Origin of the sequence: Rheinheimera metallidurans (assembly GCF_036983985.1) — a bacterium.
Taxonomy (GTDB): domain Bacteria; phylum Pseudomonadota; class Gammaproteobacteria; order Enterobacterales; family Alteromonadaceae; genus Alishewanella; species Alishewanella metallidurans.
Map to the genome: position 1 here is coordinate 840,664 of NZ_JALAHQ010000001.1, position 19,822 is coordinate 860,485.

General features: G+C 44.6%; 20 protein-coding genes. 6 read left to right on the forward strand and 14 right to left on the reverse strand.

Going from position 1 to position 19,822, the window contains the following annotated elements; genetic code table 11:
• Window position 1: 1 nt before the first annotated feature.
• The 3 genes from MN199_RS04035 to MN199_RS04045 form a co-directional block, all read right to left on the reverse strand.
• Window positions 2–1,063, reverse strand: coding sequence for a succinylglutamate desuccinylase/aspartoacylase family protein (locus MN199_RS04035; RefSeq protein WP_335738479.1), 1,062 nt, complete (start codon window positions 1,061–1,063; stop codon window positions 2–4).
• On the reverse strand, window positions 1,063–1,980 hold the full coding sequence (gene rimK, locus MN199_RS04040; RefSeq protein ID WP_335738480.1) for a 30S ribosomal protein S6--L-glutamate ligase: 918 nt from the start codon (window positions 1,978–1,980) through the stop codon (window positions 1,063–1,065). The genes MN199_RS04035 and rimK overlap by 1 nt, the downstream gene beginning before the upstream one ends.
• Window positions 1,981–2,117: 137 nt before the next feature.
• The gene (locus tag MN199_RS04045) at window positions 2,118–3,080 is read right to left on the reverse strand and encodes a magnesium transporter CorA family protein (protein ID WP_132582634.1); all 963 of its coding nucleotides are present in this window, start codon (window positions 3,078–3,080) and stop codon (window positions 2,118–2,120) included.
• Between the two features lie 189 nt (window positions 3,081–3,269).
• Here MN199_RS04045 and MN199_RS04050 point away from each other — a divergent pair, with 189 nt between their 5' ends.
• On the forward strand, window positions 3,270–5,120 hold the full coding sequence (locus MN199_RS04050; RefSeq protein WP_335738481.1) for a cytochrome c/FTR1 family iron permease: 1,851 nt from the start codon (window positions 3,270–3,272) through the stop codon (window positions 5,118–5,120).
• A gap of 78 nt (window positions 5,121–5,198) precedes the next feature.
• Here MN199_RS04050 and MN199_RS04055 read toward each other — a convergent pair whose 3' ends face one another.
• From MN199_RS04055 to MN199_RS04090, 8 genes are all read right to left on the reverse strand, one after another.
• Window positions 5,199–7,049, reverse strand: coding sequence for a DUF885 domain-containing protein (locus MN199_RS04055; protein ID WP_335738482.1), 1,851 nt, complete (start codon window positions 7,047–7,049; stop codon window positions 5,199–5,201).
• Window positions 7,050–7,154: 105 nt separating this feature from the next.
• Window positions 7,155–8,297, reverse strand: coding sequence for a radical SAM family heme chaperone HemW (hemW, locus tag MN199_RS04060; protein WP_335738483.1), 1,143 nt, complete (start codon window positions 8,295–8,297; stop codon window positions 7,155–7,157).
• A 4-nt stretch (window positions 8,298–8,301) separates the two neighbouring features.
• Window positions 8,302–8,901: an RdgB/HAM1 family non-canonical purine NTP pyrophosphatase gene (gene rdgB, locus MN199_RS04065; RefSeq protein WP_335738484.1), complete on the reverse strand. Its 600-nt coding sequence runs from the start codon at window positions 8,899–8,901 to the stop codon at window positions 8,302–8,304.
• A gap of 10 nt (window positions 8,902–8,911) precedes the next feature.
• On the reverse strand, window positions 8,912–9,334 hold the full coding sequence (locus MN199_RS04070; RefSeq protein WP_335738485.1) for a DUF4426 domain-containing protein: 423 nt from the start codon (window positions 9,332–9,334) through the stop codon (window positions 8,912–8,914).
• 31 nt (window positions 9,335–9,365) lie between these two features.
• Window positions 9,366–9,674, reverse strand: a complete 309-nt coding sequence (gene yggU / locus MN199_RS04075; RefSeq protein ID WP_335738486.1) for a DUF167 family protein YggU — start codon at window positions 9,672–9,674, stop codon at window positions 9,366–9,368.
• Window positions 9,671–10,210 (reverse strand): YggT family protein, encoded by a 540-nt coding sequence (locus MN199_RS04080; protein ID WP_335738487.1) that lies wholly within the window; start codon window positions 10,208–10,210, stop codon window positions 9,671–9,673. The genes yggU and MN199_RS04080 overlap by 4 nt, the downstream gene beginning before the upstream one ends.
• A gap of 22 nt (window positions 10,211–10,232) precedes the next feature.
• On the reverse strand, window positions 10,233–11,048 hold the full coding sequence (gene proC, locus MN199_RS04085) for a pyrroline-5-carboxylate reductase (RefSeq protein ID WP_335738488.1): 816 nt from the start codon (window positions 11,046–11,048) through the stop codon (window positions 10,233–10,235).
• 8 nt (window positions 11,049–11,056) lie between these two features.
• Window positions 11,057–11,743 (reverse strand): YggS family pyridoxal phosphate-dependent enzyme, encoded by a 687-nt coding sequence (locus MN199_RS04090; protein ID WP_335738489.1) that lies wholly within the window; start codon window positions 11,741–11,743, stop codon window positions 11,057–11,059.
• A gap of 29 nt (window positions 11,744–11,772) precedes the next feature.
• On the opposite strand from MN199_RS04090, the gene MN199_RS04095 reads away from it, so the two are divergent.
• From MN199_RS04095 to MN199_RS04105, 3 genes are read left to right on the forward strand one after another with little or no spacing between them, the layout of a single operon-like run.
• The gene (locus tag MN199_RS04095; RefSeq protein WP_132582654.1) at window positions 11,773–12,825 is read left to right on the forward strand and encodes a type IV pilus twitching motility protein PilT; all 1,053 of its coding nucleotides are present in this window, start codon (window positions 11,773–11,775) and stop codon (window positions 12,823–12,825) included.
• 6 nt (window positions 12,826–12,831) lie between these two features.
• Window positions 12,832–13,956, forward strand: coding sequence for a PilT/PilU family type 4a pilus ATPase (locus MN199_RS04100; protein ID WP_132582656.1), 1,125 nt, complete (start codon window positions 12,832–12,834; stop codon window positions 13,954–13,956).
• A gap of 25 nt (window positions 13,957–13,981) precedes the next feature.
• A complete protein-coding gene (locus MN199_RS04105) occupies window positions 13,982–14,410 on the forward strand; it encodes a CBS domain-containing protein (RefSeq protein WP_335738490.1) in 429 nt (142 codons plus the stop codon).
• Here MN199_RS04105 and MN199_RS04110 read toward each other — a convergent pair.
• The gene (locus MN199_RS04110; RefSeq protein ID WP_335738491.1) at window positions 14,403–15,104 is read right to left on the reverse strand and encodes a lytic transglycosylase domain-containing protein; all 702 of its coding nucleotides are present in this window, start codon (window positions 15,102–15,104) and stop codon (window positions 14,403–14,405) included. The two genes, MN199_RS04105 and MN199_RS04110, sit on opposite strands and share 8 nt — an antisense overlap.
• Before the next feature lie 218 nt (window positions 15,105–15,322).
• On the opposite strand from MN199_RS04110, the gene MN199_RS04115 reads away from it, so the two are divergent.
• Window positions 15,323–16,201, forward strand: a complete 879-nt coding sequence (locus MN199_RS04115; protein ID WP_132582662.1) for an EamA family transporter — start codon at window positions 15,323–15,325, stop codon at window positions 16,199–16,201.
• A gap of 66 nt (window positions 16,202–16,267) precedes the next feature.
• Window positions 16,268–16,693: a CBS domain-containing protein gene (locus MN199_RS04120; protein WP_132582664.1), complete on the forward strand. Its 426-nt coding sequence runs from the start codon at window positions 16,268–16,270 to the stop codon at window positions 16,691–16,693.
• 127 nt (window positions 16,694–16,820) lie between these two features.
• On the opposite strand, the gene MN199_RS04125 is transcribed toward MN199_RS04120, so the two are convergent.
• Together MN199_RS04125 and hisIE are read right to left on the reverse strand one after the other, a co-directional pair.
• Complete coding sequence (locus MN199_RS04125; RefSeq protein ID WP_335738492.1) at window positions 16,821–18,974, reverse strand: S46 family peptidase; 2,154 nt, start codon at window positions 18,972–18,974, stop codon at window positions 16,821–16,823.
• Between the two features lie 162 nt (window positions 18,975–19,136).
• Window positions 19,137–19,769 carry a bifunctional phosphoribosyl-AMP cyclohydrolase/phosphoribosyl-ATP diphosphatase HisIE gene (hisIE, locus tag MN199_RS04130; protein ID WP_243695566.1) on the reverse strand — a complete coding sequence of 211 codons (633 nt, stop codon included), beginning with the start codon at window positions 19,767–19,769 and terminating at the stop codon, window positions 19,137–19,139.
• Window positions 19,770–19,822 lie beyond the last annotated feature (53 nt).

Sequence of the window (19,822 nt, forward strand, 5' to 3'; positions counted from 1 at the left end):
ACTACACCACACCATATTCATCAGACAATACCGGTGGCATAGCATTATCGACTTCGTCGTTTATGGCATCTAGGGTTTTTTCCGCTTCGTCTAATGAGCTTACTTCCGCTACGTGAAATAGGGCTTCACCTTCGTTTACTAACGGCAAGTTGTTGCGACCAATAATAATGCCATCAAAGCGTGCGGTTACCGCAACTTCAAAGTCAGAATAGGGTGAATAAATATGTGCCATTACATCACCGGTTTTAACGGTTTGGCCTAAACGCACATAATAGCGAGCAATGCCATCATGCTCGGCACGTATCCAGCTACTTTTTTTCGAAAATAATGACTGTGTAATCGGGCGCTTACGGCCGGCGCGTAACATGCCTAAATCGGTCATAACATTTAAAATGCCGCGCACACCCACGTTAATTGATTGCTCATCAAAACGCAGTGCCTCACCGGCTTCATACAGCAAAATAGGAATACCTAAACTGTTCGCTGTGCCGCGCATAGTGCCTTCGCGACTAGCGGCTTTAATAATAATCGGCGCGTTAAATACTTCTGCCATACGCAGTGCCATTTTATCTTTGGCACTGGCGCGCACTTGCGGCAGGTTAGAGCGATGAATCGCCCCGGTGTGTAAATCTATGGCGTGGGTGCAGTTACGTAAAATTTTCTCAGTAAACTGAAATGCCATTCTACTGCCTAACGAGCCTTTTTCACTGCCTGGAAAACTACGATTTAAATCGCGCCGGTCTGGTAAATAGCGCGACTGCTGCACAAAACCGAAGGTATTTACTATGGGCACTACAATTAGCGTGCCTTTAAGTTGGCTTAAGCGTGGCAGTTTTAGTAAGCGCCGACAAATTTCTACGCCGTTAATTTCATCGCCGTGCAAAGCGGCGGTGATCAGTAGTACCGGTCCGTCTTTACGGCCATGAATAACATGGGCTCCGATATTAAGCTCAGTGTGGGTATAAAGTTTACCAAAGGGAATGTCGACCACGGCACGGCTACCCGGCGCAATGCTACTACTGCCTAACACAAAGGGCGCTCTGGTGGTGGTCGTTGCTTGCATTAGCCGGTTCCTTTGGTGTTAAGTTTGCGCTTGTTTTTGTGCGCAGTTACTTTTTGCTCTAAAAAGGCAATGGTCAAGCTGGCAATATCTTTCTCGGTTGCGGTTTCTATGCCTTCTAACCCCGGAGAGCTATTTACTTCCATTACTACTGGGCCGTGGTTAGAGCGCAGTAAATCTACGCCGGCGACGTGCAAACCCATGGTTTTGGCGGCACGAATAGCGGTGCTGCGCTCATCCTTACTCAGTCGTGTAATTGATGCGGTACCACCGCGATGCAAGTTAGAACGAAACTCGCCAGCCTTGGCTTGGCGTTTCATTGCTGCCACCACTTTATTACCAATAACAAAACAGCGAATATCGGCACCGTTAGCTTCGCGAACATATTCTTGGACTAAAATATTTGCATTTAAACCCATAAAAGCTTCTATTACGCTTTCTGCCGCGGTGCGGGTTTCGGCTAGTACCACGCCTATGCCTTGTGTACCCTCTAGTAATTTAATAACTAAAGGTGCGCCGCCAACCATTTCAATTAAATCGGGAATATCGCCGGGCTTATCGGCAAAACCAGTAACGGGTAAGCCAATACCTTGGCGCGCTAGCAGCTGTAAACTTCGCAGCTTGTCGCGGGCGCGGCTTATGGCTACTGATTCGTTAAGCGTAAACACGCCCATCATTTCGAATTGGCGTAACACTGCAGTACCGTAAAAAGTAATAGACGCGCCAATGCGCGGGATCACGGCATCAAAGCCCTCTAACGCTTCACCCTTATGGTGAATAGACGATTTAATACGATTAACATTGATATAACAGGCTAAAGGGTCAATAACCTGCACCTGGTGACCGCGCTCAATAGCGGCTTCAACCAAACGTTTAGTTGAATACAATTCTGCATTGCGCGATAAAATCGCAATTTTCATGCGCTCTCCAATTAGCGGTAATATTATGCGCTATTGTAAAATTGTCCGAGGCAACTGGCAGCAATAATACTACTGTTAATGCTAAATAATTCAGTTGCTTTTTACGACTATTAAGCATAACGCGCCCAAAGCAAGCATTACCACCAGCCGCGTATCTTAAACCAAATTAAACCGGCAACACCGCCGGCGGCCATAGCCGCTAACGTAATAAAATAGCCATTATTCATTTGTAGCTCTGGCATATTAATAAAGTTCATGCCGTAAATACCCACAATAAAGGTTAGGGGAATAAAAATAGTACTTACCATGGTTAGCACTTTCATCCGTTCGTTTATTTGGTGTGACGTGGTGGAAAGATAGCCCTGCACTAAATCGCTTAGTTGATCATAGTACAGATCGGTCATGCTATGCAGCCGTTCAAATTTCTCATAAAAATCGCGTAATTCTGTTTCAGTAAAATTACGCAGCAAGGGGTTCTGCTCTTCATAAATGGCATCGGCAAAGATATCTTTCTGATAGGTTAGATTACGGTTAATTTTTCTCAGTACTGAACGATAACGCATAATCAGCGCCATCTGCTCGTCATTACCACGGTGCAGCATGGCATCTTCCAGCTCGCTTTGTTCATCTTCAAAGTTAATCAGTTTCTCTAAATAGCTAGCAGATACCGTGATAATAATTTGCTTAACCCAATCTGAAATAATAGCGCCATGCTTACTGTCAATATTAGGCGTTAGCTGCGCTAACAACTGCGGGTTATGGCAATCGATACGGCTAACAAGAACTTGCTTGGAGTAAATTAAATTTACCTGAGCGCTGCTAATGTATTCACTAAAATCGATATCGGCATAGCCGCGCATAACTAATAGTGTAAAGTTATCTTGAGCTTCTAATTTGGGCGGGTGACGCTCACGAATAAAATCTTCTACTAGCGTTGGTGCAATGGCAAAACGCTGTAAAACCTGTTGTTGCTCGTCAATACTTGCGTCGTTAAGGTTGATCCACACCCGTGCATCAGCAGAAAGTACGCTTGGCAATTGCGCGAGCGAAATAGGCTGCCAGCTACTGGTTTCAGGTTCAAAAAAGTTAATTAAAATCATAGTGCGGCTTTAGCAAAGAATATTTACTACAGCATACCTATAAAAGCACTGCACGGGCAAATGCCGGATGTAACATCTTGGTTTACGTTAAGACGATAAATTTATACGGCAATTGGTAGGTATGGGTATCACTATTGCTAAAAAAACAGATATAATGCGAATAATTCTTCTTTGAGTTTTGGTTGTCTAATGAGAAATTTTTTATTTTTATGCCTATTATTAATAAGCTTGCCATCCTTAGCGTCGGATAGGCTAATTCAATTAATTGAATACATTGGCGCCGACTATGGTGCTGCCGTGCAGCAAGGTGAAATTGTTAACGCCGCCGAGTTTGCTGAAATGCAGGAGTTTGCTAGTTTAATTCCTGAACAGTTACCTGCCGAGCATCCGGAGTTGCAACAGCAAGCGATGCAGTTACAGCAACTCATTGAAAGCCATGTTGATCACGCACAAATTCAGCAACTGACTGCCAGCATGCGCAAAGCAGTAATTGCGGCGATGCCAGCAATTACCTTGCCGGAAAAATCGCCAGATTTAGCCCGTGGTCAAGCGTTGTATCAAACTAGCTGTGCGATTTGTCATGGCGATACCGGCATGGGTAATGGCCCTGCAGGAATGCAACTAGACCCTTCACCGACGAATTTTCATGAGGTTGAACGTTACCGCGCGCGCAGTGTGTTTGGTTTATTTAATACGATTAGCTTAGGTGTCGAGGACACCGGTATGGCAGCGTTTGCTCACTTAGATGCACAAAGTCGCTGGGATTTAGCCTTTTATGTTGGTGCCATGGCATCAGAAGGCACTAACGTTTCACAATTGCCTGCAGGGCTAATTAATAAAGCCGCAATTTCTGAATTACTTACTGCGACACCAGACGATTTACACAACAGTTCAGGTGAGCAGGGTGCGGCGTTAATGGCACTATTTCGCCAGCAGCCTGACAAGTTTTTCTCGGCTACCGATGTGCGACCGTTACAAATAGCGCAAGATAAGCTGACGTTAGCACTTGAACAGCTACAGCAAAAAGATTACGACGCGGCGTATAACCATGCCGTAGCTGCCTATTTAGATGGCTTTGAGCTAATAGAAAATAACTTAGCTGCTGTTGATAGTAATTTAAAAAGTGTAACTGAACAGCGCATGTTGAAACTAAGGCAGCGTATTAAACAACACGAAGAAATTACTGCCGTTAGTGCCGAAATTGTTGAAATACAGCAATTACTAAAACAATCGCAAAAGGCGTTAGATGAAACTGAACTAGCACCAATAAATGTGTTTTTGTTAGCGCTGCTTATTTTACTGCGTGAAGGTTTAGAAGCATTGTTAGTGGTGGCGGCAATTTATAGCGTAGCGGTAAAAACTAAGCAACCCGCACTGAAGCGTTCAGTGCATTACGGTTGGGTGGCGGCGATAGCGCTGGGTGCCGTCACGTGGTTTGTTGCTAGCTTTATTATTACCGTTTCTGGTGCGTCACGCGAGATGACCGAAGGTTATACGGCGTTAATTGCTGCGGCCATACTGTTTTATATGGGTTTTTGGATGCATAGCAAAACCTCAGCCGTAAAATGGCAACAATTTATTAGCCAAAAAGTAAATAATGCCATGTCGTCCGGCGCGTATTTTGGTTTAGCTTTAGTTGTGTTTTTAGCGGTATATCGTGAAGTGTTTGAAACTATTTTGTTTTATCAATCATTATGGTTGCAAGGTGGCGCGGCGCACCAACTTAGTTTCTTAAGCGGTATTGGCGCAGCGCTATTAGGTTTATTGATTCTGGGTGTAGGCTTATTTAAATTTGCCCTTAAGCTACCATTAAAAACCTTCTTTGGCAGCACCGCTTTCTTGATGATACTGCTTGCCTTTGTTATGACAGGTAAAGGCATAGCCGCGCTACAGGAAGCCGGTACCTTGTCATTGAGCCATATTGCCGTACCAACCATAAGCTGGTTAGGCATATTCCCGACGGTACAAGGCATTTCGGCTCAGATAGTAGTGCTAGTGCTCGCGGCTATTTTATTAATAAAAGCACGTCGTAGCGCTTAAGTGAATTAATGGCTTATTCCTCTTATAAAAAAACAGCGCCTTAGGCGCTGTTTTTTATGGTAAAGCAAGTAAGTAAACTTAAGCTTTTGTTGCGGCAATATATTCGTCAACCAATTGCTCTAATACGTCTAATGGCACAGCACCATTTTTTAATACCGTATCGTGGAACTGACGAATATCAAATTTATCACCAAGTTCAGTTTTGGCTTTTTGCCTTAGCTCAACAATTTTCAACATGCCAATTTTATAAGCAGTAGCTTGTGACGGCATTACGATATAGCGCTCTATAGCCTTTTCTATTGCGCTAGGAGTATTCGGGGTGTTGGCAATAAGATAATCTATCGCTTGTTCACGACTCCACTTTTGCGCATGAATACCGGTATCTACTACTAAACGGCAAGCTCGCCATAGTTCCATAGCTAAACGACCAAAGTCTGAGTAGGGGTCTTGGTATAGGCCAATTTCTTTGGGTAATAATTCAGTGTATAAACCCCAGCCTTCAATATAAGCGGTATAGCCACCAAAGCGACGAAACTTCGGCATGTCTTCTAGCTCTTGCGCTATAGCAAGCTGCATATGATGGCCTGGAATACCTTCGTGATAGGCAAGTGCTTCCATTTCATACTTTGGCATGTCGCTCATGCGATAAAGGTTGGCGTAGTAAATACCCGGCCGGCTGCCATCCATAGAAGGTTGTTGGTAAAACGCTTTACCTGCACTTTGCTCGCGAAATGGCTCGACAGCTTTGGCGATCATTGCGGCTTTAGGTTTAACGATAAACAACTCATCTAAGCGGCCGCGCATGTTATCAATCATTGCTGTCGCATCTTTTAAATACTCCGCTTTGCCGTCAGCGGTTTCTGGATAGTAAAACTGTGGATCAGTTTGCATAAATTTGAAGAATGCGGCTAAATCACCTTTAAAGTCGGTTTTGTCCATAATGTCGTGCATTTCTTGATGAATACGTGCCACTTCATCTAAACCAATTTGATGGATTTGCTCTGCCGTTAGATTAGTGGTGGTAGTACGTTTTAATGCCGCGTTATAAAATTCAGCGCCGTCTTTAAAGCGCCATACACCATCAACCGTGTCTGCTGTTTGCTCAAGCTCAGTTAAATAATTAATTAACTGGTTATAGGCCGGTTTAACACTGGTTAACAGCGCAACTTTGGCTTCGTCTAACAACAGTTTTTTTGCTGAGTCATCAATGTCTAGCTTCGCTACTTTTTTCCGGAAATCAGCAAGTAAGGTGCCTTCATCGCCATTGTCAAACGGCGCACCTTGAATCACGTTTTCACTGGCCGAAATTACCAGTGGAAAAACAAACTTAGGCGCAATAATGCCGGCGTCCGCGCGCTGCTGTAGCTGGTGTTGTAGTTGCTGAAATAGAGTAGGTACCGCATTTAAGCGCGCAATATAGGCTTTAGCATCGCTTACATCGCTGATACTGTGTTGATTGATCAGTAATGACGGCACTTGAGAATGGATACCAAACATTTGGTTAACCGGGTAGTTATACAAACGCCATTTGGCTTCAGCTAATTCTTGCTCTAAATTACGCTGCATTAATAGATAGCTAACACGCGTGTGCTCATCCAGCTTATCGCTATTTATCGCCTGTAATAAAGTTAGGTGCTGCTGAGTTAAAGCTAAACCCGCTTCATAATGGGCATCAGATAAATCCTGCCATTTATCGTAGTCGTCTTTAATGCCTAAGCGCGTTTGCGTTATTGGGTTACGCCGCACATTGTCCATAAAAATTTGTTCAAACAAGGCATTGGCTTTTTCCGACTCACTAACTGCGGTTATCGTTGTGGGTGCGGCGCTGTCTGCGGTTGTGACGCTTTGTTGCGGGCCACAGCCAACAAGTAGCGCCATGCTAACCGCCAGAGGTATTAATGCTTTACGGGGAAAGGTGACCTGTTTCATGTTGTTTCCTGTCATTATTGTTAGAATAGTGAGTTTATTCTACGCAACTGCCAGTAGATGAAAAGGTAAAGTATCGCAGTTAGTGTACTTGCTAACCTGTATTGCTTAAATAAATATCGTCAATAAATCGTTTAAATAACGTGCGCCTTTGTCGGAAATTTGCCAGTGGCTATCCGTTATCGTAATTAATTCCTTTTGTTCAGCTTCCTTTAGCGGCTCGGCAATGGTGCTAAGCGGTAGGCCGGTGTAGGCGGTAAAGTCGCTGATCGGGCAGGGCTCAAGTAAGCGAAACCGGTTCATAAAAAACTCAAACGGCCGGTCTTCAGCCGCAACTTGTTCTCGGCTATCTACATAACCACGGCTTATATCCATATAGCCTTTAGGATGTTTAATTTTTACTGTGCGTAAAATTGCGTTACGCGACGGTAAGGTAATCTTGCCATGCGCACCGCAACCTATGCCTAGGTAATCGCCGTAGCGCCAGTAGTTAAGGTTGTGTTGGCACTGTTGGCCTGTTTTAGCATAGGCAGAAATTTCATACTGCTGATAACCGTGCTGCTGCAACAATTCAAGGCCCTGCTGTTGAATATCCCACAAGGTATCGTCTGGCGGCAATATCGGCGGGCGCGAGGCAAATGCGGTATTGGGTTCAATGGTTAGTTGATACCAAGACAGGTGCGGTGGCGCTAAATCAATGGCTTGTTGTAAATCGGCTAGCGCGCCGGTTAAGTCTTGCTGGGGCAAACCGTGCATTAAATCTAGATTAAAACTTTTTAGCGGTAGCTGCTTGGCAAGCTTGGCCGCGGCGATGGCCTCGTTACTATCGTGAATACGACCTAGCGCTTTTAATTGCGCGGTTTGAAAGCTTTGTACGCCAATAGAAAATCGCGTCACACCTGCATTTACGTAGCCGGTAAAACGCTCAGCTTCTAGAGTACCGGGGTTGGCTTCTAGCGTAACTTCCATATCGGTGTCACAGTTCAGCCGTTGTTTTACGCCTTGCAATATTTGGCCAATACCGGCAGCACTAAATACGCTGGGTGTGCCGCCACCAATGAAAATAGTACTTAAACTGCGCCCACTAACTAGCGATAAATCTTGGTCTAAATCGGCCAGTAAATGGGCAATATACTCTTGCTCAGGAATACCTTGTTTAATCGCGTGCGAGTTAAAGTCGCAGTACGGACATTTTTGTACGCACCAGGGAATATGAATATAAAGTGCTAGAGGCGGTAACTGCAAAGCCACACGTTTATCCTTGCTGTTGTAGCTGATTAAGTAGCTGTGTTAACGCTTTAGCGCGATGACTAAGCTGTTGTTTGCGGGCGGGTGCAAGTTCTGCACTGGTACAGCCTTCACTGGCGACAAAAAATATTGGATCGTAACCAAAACCCGACGTGCCAGCTTGTGTTTGGCTAATTTCACCGTGCCAAACACCGTGGCAAACTATGGGGATCGGGTCTTCGGCGTGGCGGATATATACCAGCACGCAATGAAACTGTGCAGTGCGTTGCTCATTAGGTAGGTGTTTTAGCGTGCTAAGCAGTTTATCGATATTGCTTTGATCAGTAGCCGCTTCACCTGAATAACGCGCCGAATAGATGCCAGGTGCACCATTTAAGGCATCGACAGCCAAACCTGAGTCATCCGCAATGGCGGGTAAGCCGGTTGCTAATGAGGCATGGCGAGCTTTAATAATGGCATTTTCAATAAAGGTTAAGCCGGTTTCGTCTGCATCGGTTATGCCTAATTCTGTTTGCGGCACTATGCTGAAATTCATCGGAGCTAGCAACTGAGCTAGCTCAGCGACCTTACCTTTATTGCCAGTAGCTAATACAATTTTTTGCGTCATAAGTGTGGTTTTAATCTACGTAGAAAGTTTGCTCAAACTTCAGCTGCTGAGATTCATTACCGCTGAAAATAGTGATGATAAAATTAAAGCGTTGTTCATGACGAAATGGCAGCTGTGCTAGGTAGTAAACGGCATCGCCCTCAGTTACTTCGCTAAACGTCAAGCTGGTTTGCCTGCCTTGTAAATCTTTAGCCGTACCCGTAATGCCAACCTTTTGCGCATGTTGAGATGTGGAGTTTAACACTGAAATATTAATAATACCGTTGTATTTGCTGCGTTGCAGCTGGTATTGCTGGGCAATTTCAGGCGTTAGTACCGTAGCTGGAAAAGCAATATAGTGCACATCCCAATTACCCAATTGTTTTTTTTGCTCTGCAGCAACGCTAACGCTTAAGCATAAACTTAATAGCATTATCAGTATTCTAACGTTCATATATCGCTCTTAACCGTTTAGTATTCTTAGGCTAGCTAGTTACATCGCCTGATATTAATAGTTGTGCTACCAGCGGCGGTAGCTGCAGTGGCGCCTGGATCAGCACCATTTTATGTCGGCCTAATTCGCCCTTTTCAATGAATACGGCCGACTTAGCTACTTTAAAACTCTTGGCAAGAAACTTCTGTAAATGGGCGTTCGCTTTACCATCAACTGGCGGCGCGGTAATGGCGACTTTAATTTCATCGCCATGTAAACCTACCCAGTGGTCACGGCTGGCTTTGGGCTGAATATATAGCCTAAGGCGAATGTCAGCACCGGTTTGACTTACTGCGCTCAAACGATGTGAAACCAGCTATTAAATAGGATATTTAAAAACTGTAAGCCAATTAACACCACAAGTACGGATAAATCTAATCCGCCCATTGGCGGCAAAATACGCCGTATTGGGCTTAATAATGGCTCAGTTAGTTGATGCATTAAATATTCTACTGGGCTGCGACCTTGGCTAAACCAGCTTAGTAGCGCACGAATAACCAAGATCCAAAATAGTAAGGTAAACACCTCTTTAACTAAAAAGATAAGTGACAAAACTAAGGTGGGTACTAAAGCAATTTGCCCCGATGGGATAAGCTGTAACAGCAGTAATTTTGTTAACATTACGGCATAAGCTAATACCAAGGTGGCGGTGTCTAACCGACCAATGCTAGGAATAATCCGGCGCAGCGGTAATACAATAAAATTAGTCGCCTTTACCACAAACTGGCTAAAGGGGTTGTAAAAATCAGCCCGCACCAGTTGCAGCCAAAGCCGCAAAATAACTACCATCAGGTAAAGACCAAATACGGTGTCGATAAGAAATAACAAAGCTTGCATCAAACTCTCCAAATAGTAATAGTTACAGGCTTTGCGCCATTTCCTGTGCACGTTTTATTGCGGCATACATGGCGTCTGAAACCATTTTTTCAAGGCCTAAATTGGCAAAGGTACTGACTGCTTCATGCGTAGTGCCGCCTTTAGATGTAACCTGCGCGCGCAAATCGGCAAAACTATGCTCGCTGTTTAGCGCCATTGTTGCTGCGCCAAGTGCGGTTTGCGCCACCATTTTTTTCGCATCCGCACTAGTAAAACCTAACTGCTCTGCTACTTGCTGCATAGCTTGCATAAAAAAGAAAAAATAGGCCGGTGAGCTGCCAGTAACGGCAATAACATGGTCAATTTGCGCTTCGCTATCGAGCCATACTGTCATGCCAGTGCCACTGAACATATGATCAACAAAAGCTTTTTCATAATTGGAGCAACCAGATGGGAATAAACCAGTAACGCCTAAACCAACTAATGAAGGGGTATTGGGCATGGCGCGCACTAAACGAATATTGCCAAGCCATTGTTGGTAACGTGCGGTGGTTATGCCTGCAGCTAAGGTCACAAATAGTTTGTCGGCAATTTCTGGCGCGGCCTCAATTAATGCGCTGCATAGCTCTTGCATCATCTGCGGCTTTACTGCCAATACAATGATATCTGCTTTGGTTACCGCCTCTATGTTGTCTAGTGTCGTGTGAATGCCAAAGTCGGTGGTTAGCGCGGTTAATTTTGGCTGACTGCGGTTAGCGGCAATAATGTTATCTGCTGGGTAGCCTGCATTAACCATTGCTGCAATGACACAGCGAGCCATGTTGCCTGCGCCAATAAAGGCGACCATATTGTCATTCATCTGTTTATTCATTCCTGTTTATAATCTCGAGCACCAAAAATAACCGTACCTAATCTTATCATAGTTGCACCGTATTTTAGTGCTAGTGGCCAGTCGTCTGACATGCCCATCGATAATTCATTGGCCTGTGGCTGCAGTTGTTGCAGCTGCAAAGACAGTTGCTGCATCGCAGCAAAAGCGTGCTCACTATCACCGGGTGCGGGTATGGCCATCAAACCTTTTAGTTCTATGTTGGGTAGCGCGGCAACACTGGCGGCTAAGTTAAACATTTCATCTGCAGCAATGCCGGCTTTACTTGGTTCATTACTGATATTAATTTGCAGCAATACCTTAACTGGTGCAAGGTTTTCTGGCCGCTGCGCTGATAAACGTTCGGCAATTTTTAACCTGTCGATACTGTGTACCCAATGCGCATTTTCAGCCACTAACTTAGTTTTATTTGATTGCAGCGGACCAATAAAGTGCCAAACAATATTGTTATAAGTATTTAATTGTGCTGATTTTTCTGCTAATTCTTGCGGGTAGTTCTCGCCAAACTGGTATTGCCCTGTTTGATAGGCCGTTATAATGGCACTTGTGGGTTTAGTTTTGCTTACTGCGATTAGCTGCACTGTGTCTGATTTAATGCCAAGTAACCCGCATTTTTTGTTCAGGTTCTGATAGGCGAGGTTCAGTTGTTCTGCTATGTTATTCATATTAATTGGCAAATTGGAGTAAAATTGTCATGGATATTACCGAGTTATTAGCTTTTAGTGTGCAACATAAAGCCTCAGATTTACACCTTTCGGCTGGTGTGCCACCGCTTATACGCGTTGATGGTGATGTGCGTAAACTAAATATCCCACCATTATCACATAAAGAAGTACACGCATTAGTGTATGAGATTATGACCGACAAACAGCGTAAAGAATACGAAGAAAATTTAGAATCTGACTTTTCATTTGAAGTACCTAATTTAGCGCGATTCCGTGTTAACGCCTTTGTACAAAACCGTGGTGCGGCAGCGGTGTTTCGTACTATCCCCAGCGAAGTATTAACTTTAGATGATTTAGGCGCACCAGAGATTTTTAAAACCATAGCGGAAAACCCGCGTGGTTTAGTGTTAGTTACTGGGCCTACAGGTTCGGGTAAATCAACCACCTTGGCGGCGATGATCGATTACGTTAACAGTATGCGCCACGACCATATTTTAACCATTGAAGATCCAATAGAATTTGTACATAACAACAAGTTAAGTTTAATTAACCAACGTGAAGTGCATCGTGATACCCACAGCTTTAGTAATGCCTTGCGCTCTGCGCTGCGTGAAGACCCTGACGTTATTTTAGTTGGTGAATTACGAGATTTGGAAACTATTCGCTTAGCGATGACCGCAGCAGAAACTGGCCACTTAGTATTTGGCACCTTGCATACTACTTCTGCGCCAAAAACTATTGACCGTATTATTGACGTATTCCCAGGCGAAGAAAAGGCTATGGTACGTTCGATGTTATCTGAGTCGTTGCGTGCAGTTATTTCACAAACCTTACTTAAAAAAATCGGTGGAGGCCGTATTGCCGCGCATGAAATTATGGTGGGCTTGCCGGCTATTCGTAACCTTATTCGTGAAGATAAAATTGCGCAGATGTATTCTGTGATTCAAACGGGTGCTGCGCACGGTATGCAAACGATGGATCAATGCTTATTAAACCTAGTTAACCGCGGTTTAGTGTCACAAAAAGACGCCGCAACTAAAGCGCAAGATAAAAACACCTTTGGCGCCATGGGCAGGATGTAAATAGCAATGCAGCTAGATAATTTTCTTGAAAAAATGGTGGCTGAAAAAGCATCAGATTTATTTGTTACCGCGGGTATGCCGGTGGCGGCTAAAATTAATGGTGAATTGCTGCCGATTGATGAAACGCCACTAACGGATGCTATGTCGCTTAAGCTGGTATTGTCGGTGATGAACGATAAACAGCAGCAAGAATTTATGACCAGCAAAGAGTGTAACTTTGCTATTGCAAACGATGCCGGGCGTTTTCGTGTTTCTGCCTTTTGGCAACGCGATTGCGCCGGTATGGTAGTGCGGCGTATTGTTACCAAAATACCTAACGTTGACGAACTTGGCCTGCCGCCAATCATGAAAGAAGTGATTATGTCCAAGCGCGGCTTGGTGCTGTTTGTTGGTGGTACTGGTACGGGTAAATCAACGTCACTAGCGGCATTACTTGGTTATCGCAATAGAAATGCTAAAGGCCACATTCTTACGATTGAAGACCCAATAGAATTTGTCCATGACCATCATAAAAGCTTAATTACTCAGCGCGAAGTGGGTATAGATACCGACTCTTTTGAGGCCGCGCTTAAAAGCTCGTTGCGCCAAGCCCCTGACGTTATTTTAATTGGTGAAATACGCTCGCGCGATACCATGGAATACGCCTTAGCGTTCGCTGAAACTGGCCATTTGTGCATTGCTACGCTGCACGCTAATAATGCAAACCAGGCCATTGACCGTATTATGCATTTGGTGCCAAAAGAGATGCATCAAAAGCTATTGTTCGATTTATCACTTAACCTACGCGGCATTGTGGCGCAACAGCTGGTACCTACAGCTGACGGTCAGGGCCGAGTGGCGGCAATAGAAGTGTTGCTTAACTCGCCACTAATAGCTGATCTGATTGCTCGTGGCGAAATGGGTGAAATTAAAGCGGTAATGACCAAATCTCGTGAGTTGGGCATGCAAACCTTTGACCAAGCCTTATATGACTTATATCAGGCTGGCCGTATCAGCTATGCTGATGCGATTCATCACGCCGACTCGCCAAACGACTTGCGTTTAATGATTAAGTTGCGCAGCGGCGATACTAAGGGTGCTGGGTTTTTGACTAATGTTACTATTGAAGGTTTTGAGAAGAAAGACGATTAAATAGGGTAGCGGCATTGAGGTAAATATGAACATTACACAAATAATGACGCCGAGTAATCGACTACTAACCACCACAGCGGATGCCAGTTTAGCGTCACTTAGAGAAATATTTGCTAAAGCAAACTTTCAGCATGTGCCGGTAATAGATGGCACTAATCGCTTAGTTGGCATCGTGTCAGTTAAAGATTACTTTCGTGAGCTAAGTCCAATCATGGACTCGGCGACTGATCCGGCCATTGGTTTATTCATGCGTAGCCGTAAGGTGCATCATGTAATGGTGTCGCCAGTTATTACTATTACGCCACAGCATAGTATTAAACAGGCTGCTGTATTGTTGTTAGAGCACAATATTAGTTGTTTGCCAGTAAGTACCGATGAAAAGCATTTGCTAGGTATTATTTCTTGGAAAGATATTATGCGCGCTGCATTAACAAAGACCGCCGCTACTAGCTAGCTTGCTGGTAGCGCTTATGTAAAATAGCGACCCGAGTTACGTAGGCTTGAGTTTCAGCAAAAGGCGGTATGCCGTTATAACGCTTAACATTGCTGGCGCCGGCATTATAGGCGGCTAGTGCCAGTGGCAACTCACCATCATATTGTTTCAATAACTGTGCGAGATAACGGCTGCCTGCCAAGATATTTTGCTCAGGCAAACTCGCATTCTCTACGCCTAAATGCGCGGCCGTGTTGGGCATTAATTGCATTAAACCAATTGCGCCTTTTTTTGAAATGGTCGTGGGGCGAAACGATGACTCGGCATGGATAACGGCGCGAATTAACGCTGGGTCTAGTTGATACTGGCTAGCTGCTTTGCTAATTAGTTGGTTGTAAGGTCGAAGATACAGCGGCGTAGTATGCCAATTTACCGTTGATACGGGATCACAAGCAAAACAATCATAGCGCACTAGCTGAAACGGCCGATTTAGCGGCTGGCGATCAGAAAAAAAGCCGGTGCCGTCACTCTTAACTGATTTATAGACTAAAGTTTGGGCTAATGCGCTTTTTTTTACCGGTAGTGCTGCGGCCGGTGGTTGATTCGTCGGCGATAATTTCAGTTGTTTTTTACTGTCCGCAGGAATTTCGGCTGCCACCGTTGTTGATAGCAAACCTAGGCTAAAATAAAAAACAGCATAGGCTAGAGGTTGCATATTAGTGTGCTCACTTACTACCGAGGATCGCAAGTAAAGCACTAAGTAAGTAAAAGCTCAAGTTTTTGCCTTAACCATACGACTAGACGGTATTTTCTTTCGTTATAAAAAAGGGTTTAGCCGCGATATTCCTGCGCTTACTGGCTTATCTTTTGGCTTCATTGCACGCTACAATAAGGGCTGTCACTTTACCTCTCTTGTTATCAGGTTTTTCATGTATGTCGGTATTTGTTAATCGGCCATTATTGGTTGCAGTAGCTAGTGTGTTATTAGCTATGGTGACTATTCAATCTGGCGCTTCTATTGCCAAGCAACTGTTTCCGGTGGTTGGGCCTGACGGTACTACTGCACTGCGCTTAGGGTTCTCTGCGCTGGTATTGTGGTTAGTGTTTCGGCCATGGCGTAATTTACCTACTAGCCGCAGAGATTGGTTGGTCGTCATAACCTATGGTCTTAGCTTAGGCGGTATGAATATACTGTTTTATTTTGCTATTGAGCGTATTCCACTTGGTATCGGTGTGGCATTAGAGTTTACCGGCCCGCTGGCGGTAGCGCTGTTTTCTTCTCGGCGTAAGCGCGACCTAATTTGGGTGGGTTTTGCCGTTGCTGGCATTTTATTATTGCTGCCGGATATGCGCGGTAAAGATGCGCTAGATCCTCTGGGGGTTGTGTTAGCGTTGGCCGCGGGCGCGTGTTGGGCTGGCTATATTTTATTTGGCAAAAGAACTAATTCGCAAAGCTCTGGTGGCGCAACGGTGGCACTAGGTATGGCGGTTGCAGCGATAGTTTTAGTACCGATGGGCGCTGTAACCCAAGGTATGGCCTTGTTGACTTGGCAAGTCTTGCCGCTGGGTTTACTGGTTGGTGTGCTTTCCAGTGCGCTACCTTACTCGTTAGAGATGGTAGCGCTAAGAAATATGACGTCGCAGAATTTTAGTATATTTATGAGCATGGAGCCTGCGGTTGCCGCCTTAGCTGGCTTTTTGATTTTGTCGGAACAACTTACCCTTTGGCAGTGGCTTGCTATTGCTTTAGTGATTGTGGCATCGTTAGGTAGTTCTATTACTTCGGCCAAGCCGGCATCGAATAAAACTTGATCTAGCGCTAAGCAGGTTAAGCTATTTTTCGTTATAACTGATACATAACTGCGATTGGAGGTTGTTATGGCGTTTAAAACAGTTGCTCAGCTGATGACAGCTGATCCTTTATGTGTAACCCGAAATGCGAGTTTAAAAGATGCGCATGATCTAATGCGTAGCAAGAATATTCGGCATATTCCGGTAATTGACGATAAAGGTGAGTTAGTGGGTATGCTAACGCAAAAAATTATGATTGCGAAAGTGATGGGCTTAATGGCGCAATATGGTGCAACGGCATTGGAGCGCAAAGAAAAACAAATACTCATAGCTGATATTATGGCGACCGATTTTGCCGCTGTTGCACCACAACAGTCGCTAAAAGATGTTGCCGATTTTTTTGTTAGTAACCGCCACGGCTGTATGCCGGTGGTCGATGAGGCAAACAAGCTAAAAGGTATTTTAACCTCATCAGATTTTGTCCGTTTAGCTGCAGATTTATTAGGCCACTAGCACAGCAAGCTGTGACAAAGAGTTTAAATATAGAATAACGGCAATAAAAAAGCCCCGCAGTACTTTATCGTAGACTGCGGGGCTTTTTGTTTTTACACCAACCTAGCAAGCTAAGTTAGCGTTTATATTATTTAACGCCAAGTTCAACTAACAGTTTATCGGCGCCATCTAGCTTCATTTGCCACAGCATATAACGCAAATCTACCTGAATTGAACGGGTGTTAGCTGGGTTGAAATCCCAATCAGAGATAATAGAATCTAGCGTGCCGTCAAAAGCTAAGCCAACAAATTCTGCTTTGCTGTTTAGTACCGCAGAACCTGAGTTACCACCGGTAATATCTAAGGTTGCTAAATAGTTTACCGGTACTGAATTTAGGCTATCCACTTTATAGGGGCCATATTGCTTGGCTTTAATCGCATCAAGTTGCTTTTGTGGTGCGTTAAATTCGCCTTCGCCGGTTGCTTTAGCTGTAATACCTTGCAGTGTAGTAAAGGGTGCCCAGGCATTGCCATCTTCATTACCGTGATCACGGCCTGTAACATTACCAAAGGTTACCCGCAGTGTGCTGTTCGCATCAGGATAAACGGCCTGACCTTTAGACTGCATAAAGGCAATTTTAGCGCGCATATAACTGGCGTAAGCTTGCTGAATTTTACCACCAAGCTCTTCATCTGCTGCTTCGCGCTTTAAATCTGATTTATACAGCGCTAAAGCTGCTTTAACAAAAACATCATTACTTTGTTTAAACTGGTCAATTGACGCGTCTAATAATGCGGTACGATTGCTTAATTCAGCTAGACCACTATTAGCGTACCAGCTATCAATTAACGCAGTTAACTGTGCTTGGCTCATACCATCTTTAATACCCATAGCGGCATCAAACTCAGCATTACGCTGCTTTTTCGGCTGGGCGGCATATTTACTTAAGTTAGATAAATCTAACGCTTTTTCTACACCAACATCAAAGTTACGTTCCATGCCAGTAACATAGGCTTTAAAACGGGGTAAGTCGCGTTGTTGGAAACCGGCTTTACGCTCTGCATCTGGCTTAGTGCTTTCATGCGCTAAGCGATGTAATGAGCGTGCAACTGACAGTAAACGCGGTGTCGCGTTATCGAGCAGATAATCAGCACGGTCTTGCTGCTGACGTTGTTGTAATAACTTTTCAATGTTTTTTAAATCATCGGCGTAGGCTTTTTTGTTGTCGCGGCTACTGTTAACCCAAGCTGTGAGTTCTTTGTGCTCGGCGGTTTTACGCTGTAAGAAATCGCTATCAGCGTAGCTATCTAGCATGCCTTGGCGGTTTTTCATGTAGTTATTTAAACCAGCAACACGGCTAGCATATTTTAGCGCGGCATCTTTATTGTTAACAGTTTCGCTGGCAATAATGTCTAAGGTGTTTTTATAACTTGCTACGGTGTTTGGGTAAGACCATTCAAAGGTTTCGCTAACTTCACTGGGTAAACGATGACGATTGGTGCGGCCCGGATAACCTAATGCCATAACAAAATCGCCTTCTTTAAGGCCGTCTTTTGCTAGCGTTAAATGAAAGTCGGGTTTGTAAGGTACGTTATCAACATTAAAATCGGCCGATTTACCTTCCGGGCTTACGTAAGCGCGGTAAAAACCGTAATCGCCAGTGTGGCGTGGCCACATCCAGTTATCGGTATCACCACCAAACTTACCCACGCCGGCAGCTGGTGCGTGCACTAAACGTACGTCTTTAATCTCAAGCTGTTTAATTAAATAAAACTCTAAACTGCCATAGTAGGCGGCTACTGAGCAGCGGTGGCCTTCGTCTTTTTCACATTCAGCTACTACGGCTTTTTGGTTAGCTTCTATTGCATCAACCCGTTTTTTACCGCTTAATTTAGCTGTTTTGGCATCAATAATTTTGCTGGTAACATTTTCTACTGCTTTGGTAACGTAAATACGGCTACCCGGTGCGGCAGCAACTTCGTCGCTTAACGAGGCGGCTAAAAAGCCATTAGCCAGTAAGTCGTTTTCTGGTGTTGAGTTATGCGCAACGCTGCCATACACACAGTGGTGGTTAGTTGCGACTAAGCCATTTGGTGAAACAAAAGAGGCAGAGCAACCACCTAAGCTAACCATGGCTGCCATAGGGAATTCGGTTAGTTTAGTTAAACTGGCAGGGTCAAGTGCTAAGCCGGCGGCTTTTAATTCAGTGGCAATTTCAGGCAGTTGCTGCGGCATCCACATGCCTTCATTAGCCATGGCAAAACTGCTGGCCAATGCCAGCATCAAAAGGGATTTTTTCATAACGACTCTTCTAATTGTAATGTTAACAAAAATGTTAGTAAGCGTAACAACGTGCTTATAGTCTGTGCCTAGCTTGGGCTTGTCAAGATACAGACAACTGCTGTTACACTTTAAATCACTGTTTTCAGATAAAAAACGTGGGGCAAACGTTACAGCTAAGTGTTACGTTTTGGCGGTATTATGGCGTTGCTGCAGCACCCTAACTACGTCATTTAACTCTAGTTGTTGGCTGCGCAATAGCACTAGTAAGTGAAAAATCAAGTCAGCAGCTTCATTGGCTAACTCTGCTTTATCGCCAGCCATCGCGGCAAGCGCCGATTCAACCCCTTCTTCACCCACCTTTTGTGCAATGCGCTTTACGCCTTTGGCAAATAAACTGGCCGTGTAGCTACTGCTGGGCTCTGCGCCTTCGCGGCTCTGTATTACCTGTTCTAGCTCATATAAAAAAGCGAGTTGCGGGCTGTTGGCGCTATTGTCGTGCCAGCAGCTTTCTGTACCAACATGGCAGGTTGGTCCGTTTGGTATGGCCAGCACTAAAATACTGTCGGCGTCGCAGTCAATATCAAGGCTAACTAAATCAAGCGTATGGCCTGAGCTTTCGCCTTTGGTCCATAGCCGTGCTTTGCTACGACTATAAAAGGTAACCTTTTTACTATTGAGCGTTTGCGTTAAGGCTAGTGGGTTCATATAACCCTGCATTAGCACCTTACCTGAAATAGCATGCTGTACTATGGCCGGTAGTAACTGATTTTCGGGCCAGCTAAGCTGGCTAATGTCGTTTTTATTCATGTTCATATTCTCCGAGCCTACGTCAAATGTCACTGAAAAAAGTACCTATGCCTTAGCTA

Coding starts and splice junctions, on each gene's coding strand:
- MN199_RS04100 (WP_132582656.1), top strand. CDS start 12,832: ATGCAGCTAGATAATTTTCTTGAAAAAATGGTGGCTGAAAAAGCATCA.
- hisIE (WP_243695566.1), bottom strand. CDS start 19,769: ATGAACATGAATAAAAACGACATTAGCCAGCTTAGCTGGCCCGAAAAT.
- proC (WP_335738488.1), bottom strand. CDS start 11,048: ATGAATGACAATATGGTCGCCTTTATTGGCGCAGGCAACATGGCTCGC.
- MN199_RS04090 (WP_335738489.1), bottom strand. CDS start 11,743: ATGAATAACATAGCAGAACAACTGAACCTCGCCTATCAGAACCTGAAC.
- MN199_RS04055 (WP_335738482.1), bottom strand. CDS start 7,049: ATGAAACAGGTCACCTTTCCCCGTAAAGCATTAATACCTCTGGCGGTT.
- MN199_RS04105 (WP_335738490.1), top strand. CDS start 13,982: ATGAACATTACACAAATAATGACGCCGAGTAATCGACTACTAACCACC.
- MN199_RS04070 (WP_335738485.1), bottom strand. CDS start 9,334: ATGAACGTTAGAATACTGATAATGCTATTAAGTTTATGCTTAAGCGTT.
- MN199_RS04050 (WP_335738481.1), top strand. CDS start 3,270: ATGAGAAATTTTTTATTTTTATGCCTATTATTAATAAGCTTGCCATCC.
- MN199_RS04110 (WP_335738491.1), bottom strand. CDS start 15,104: ATGCAACCTCTAGCCTATGCTGTTTTTTATTTTAGCCTAGGTTTGCTA.
- MN199_RS04045 (WP_132582634.1), bottom strand. CDS start 3,080: ATGATTTTAATTAACTTTTTTGAACCTGAAACCAGTAGCTGGCAGCCT.
- rimK (WP_335738480.1), bottom strand. CDS start 1,980: ATGAAAATTGCGATTTTATCGCGCAATGCAGAATTGTATTCAACTAAA.
- MN199_RS04080 (WP_335738487.1), bottom strand. CDS start 10,210: ATGCAAGCTTTGTTATTTCTTATCGACACCGTATTTGGTCTTTACCTG.
- rdgB (WP_335738484.1), bottom strand. CDS start 8,901: ATGACGCAAAAAATTGTATTAGCTACTGGCAATAAAGGTAAGGTCGCT.
- MN199_RS04125 (WP_335738492.1), bottom strand. CDS start 18,974: ATGAAAAAATCCCTTTTGATGCTGGCATTGGCCAGCAGTTTTGCCATG.
- MN199_RS04115 (WP_132582662.1), top strand. CDS start 15,323: ATGTCGGTATTTGTTAATCGGCCATTATTGGTTGCAGTAGCTAGTGTG.
- MN199_RS04120 (WP_132582664.1), top strand. CDS start 16,268: ATGGCGTTTAAAACAGTTGCTCAGCTGATGACAGCTGATCCTTTATGT.
- MN199_RS04095 (WP_132582654.1), top strand. CDS start 11,773: ATGGATATTACCGAGTTATTAGCTTTTAGTGTGCAACATAAAGCCTCA.
- MN199_RS04035 (WP_335738479.1), bottom strand. CDS start 1,063: ATGCAAGCAACGACCACCACCAGAGCGCCCTTTGTGTTAGGCAGTAGT.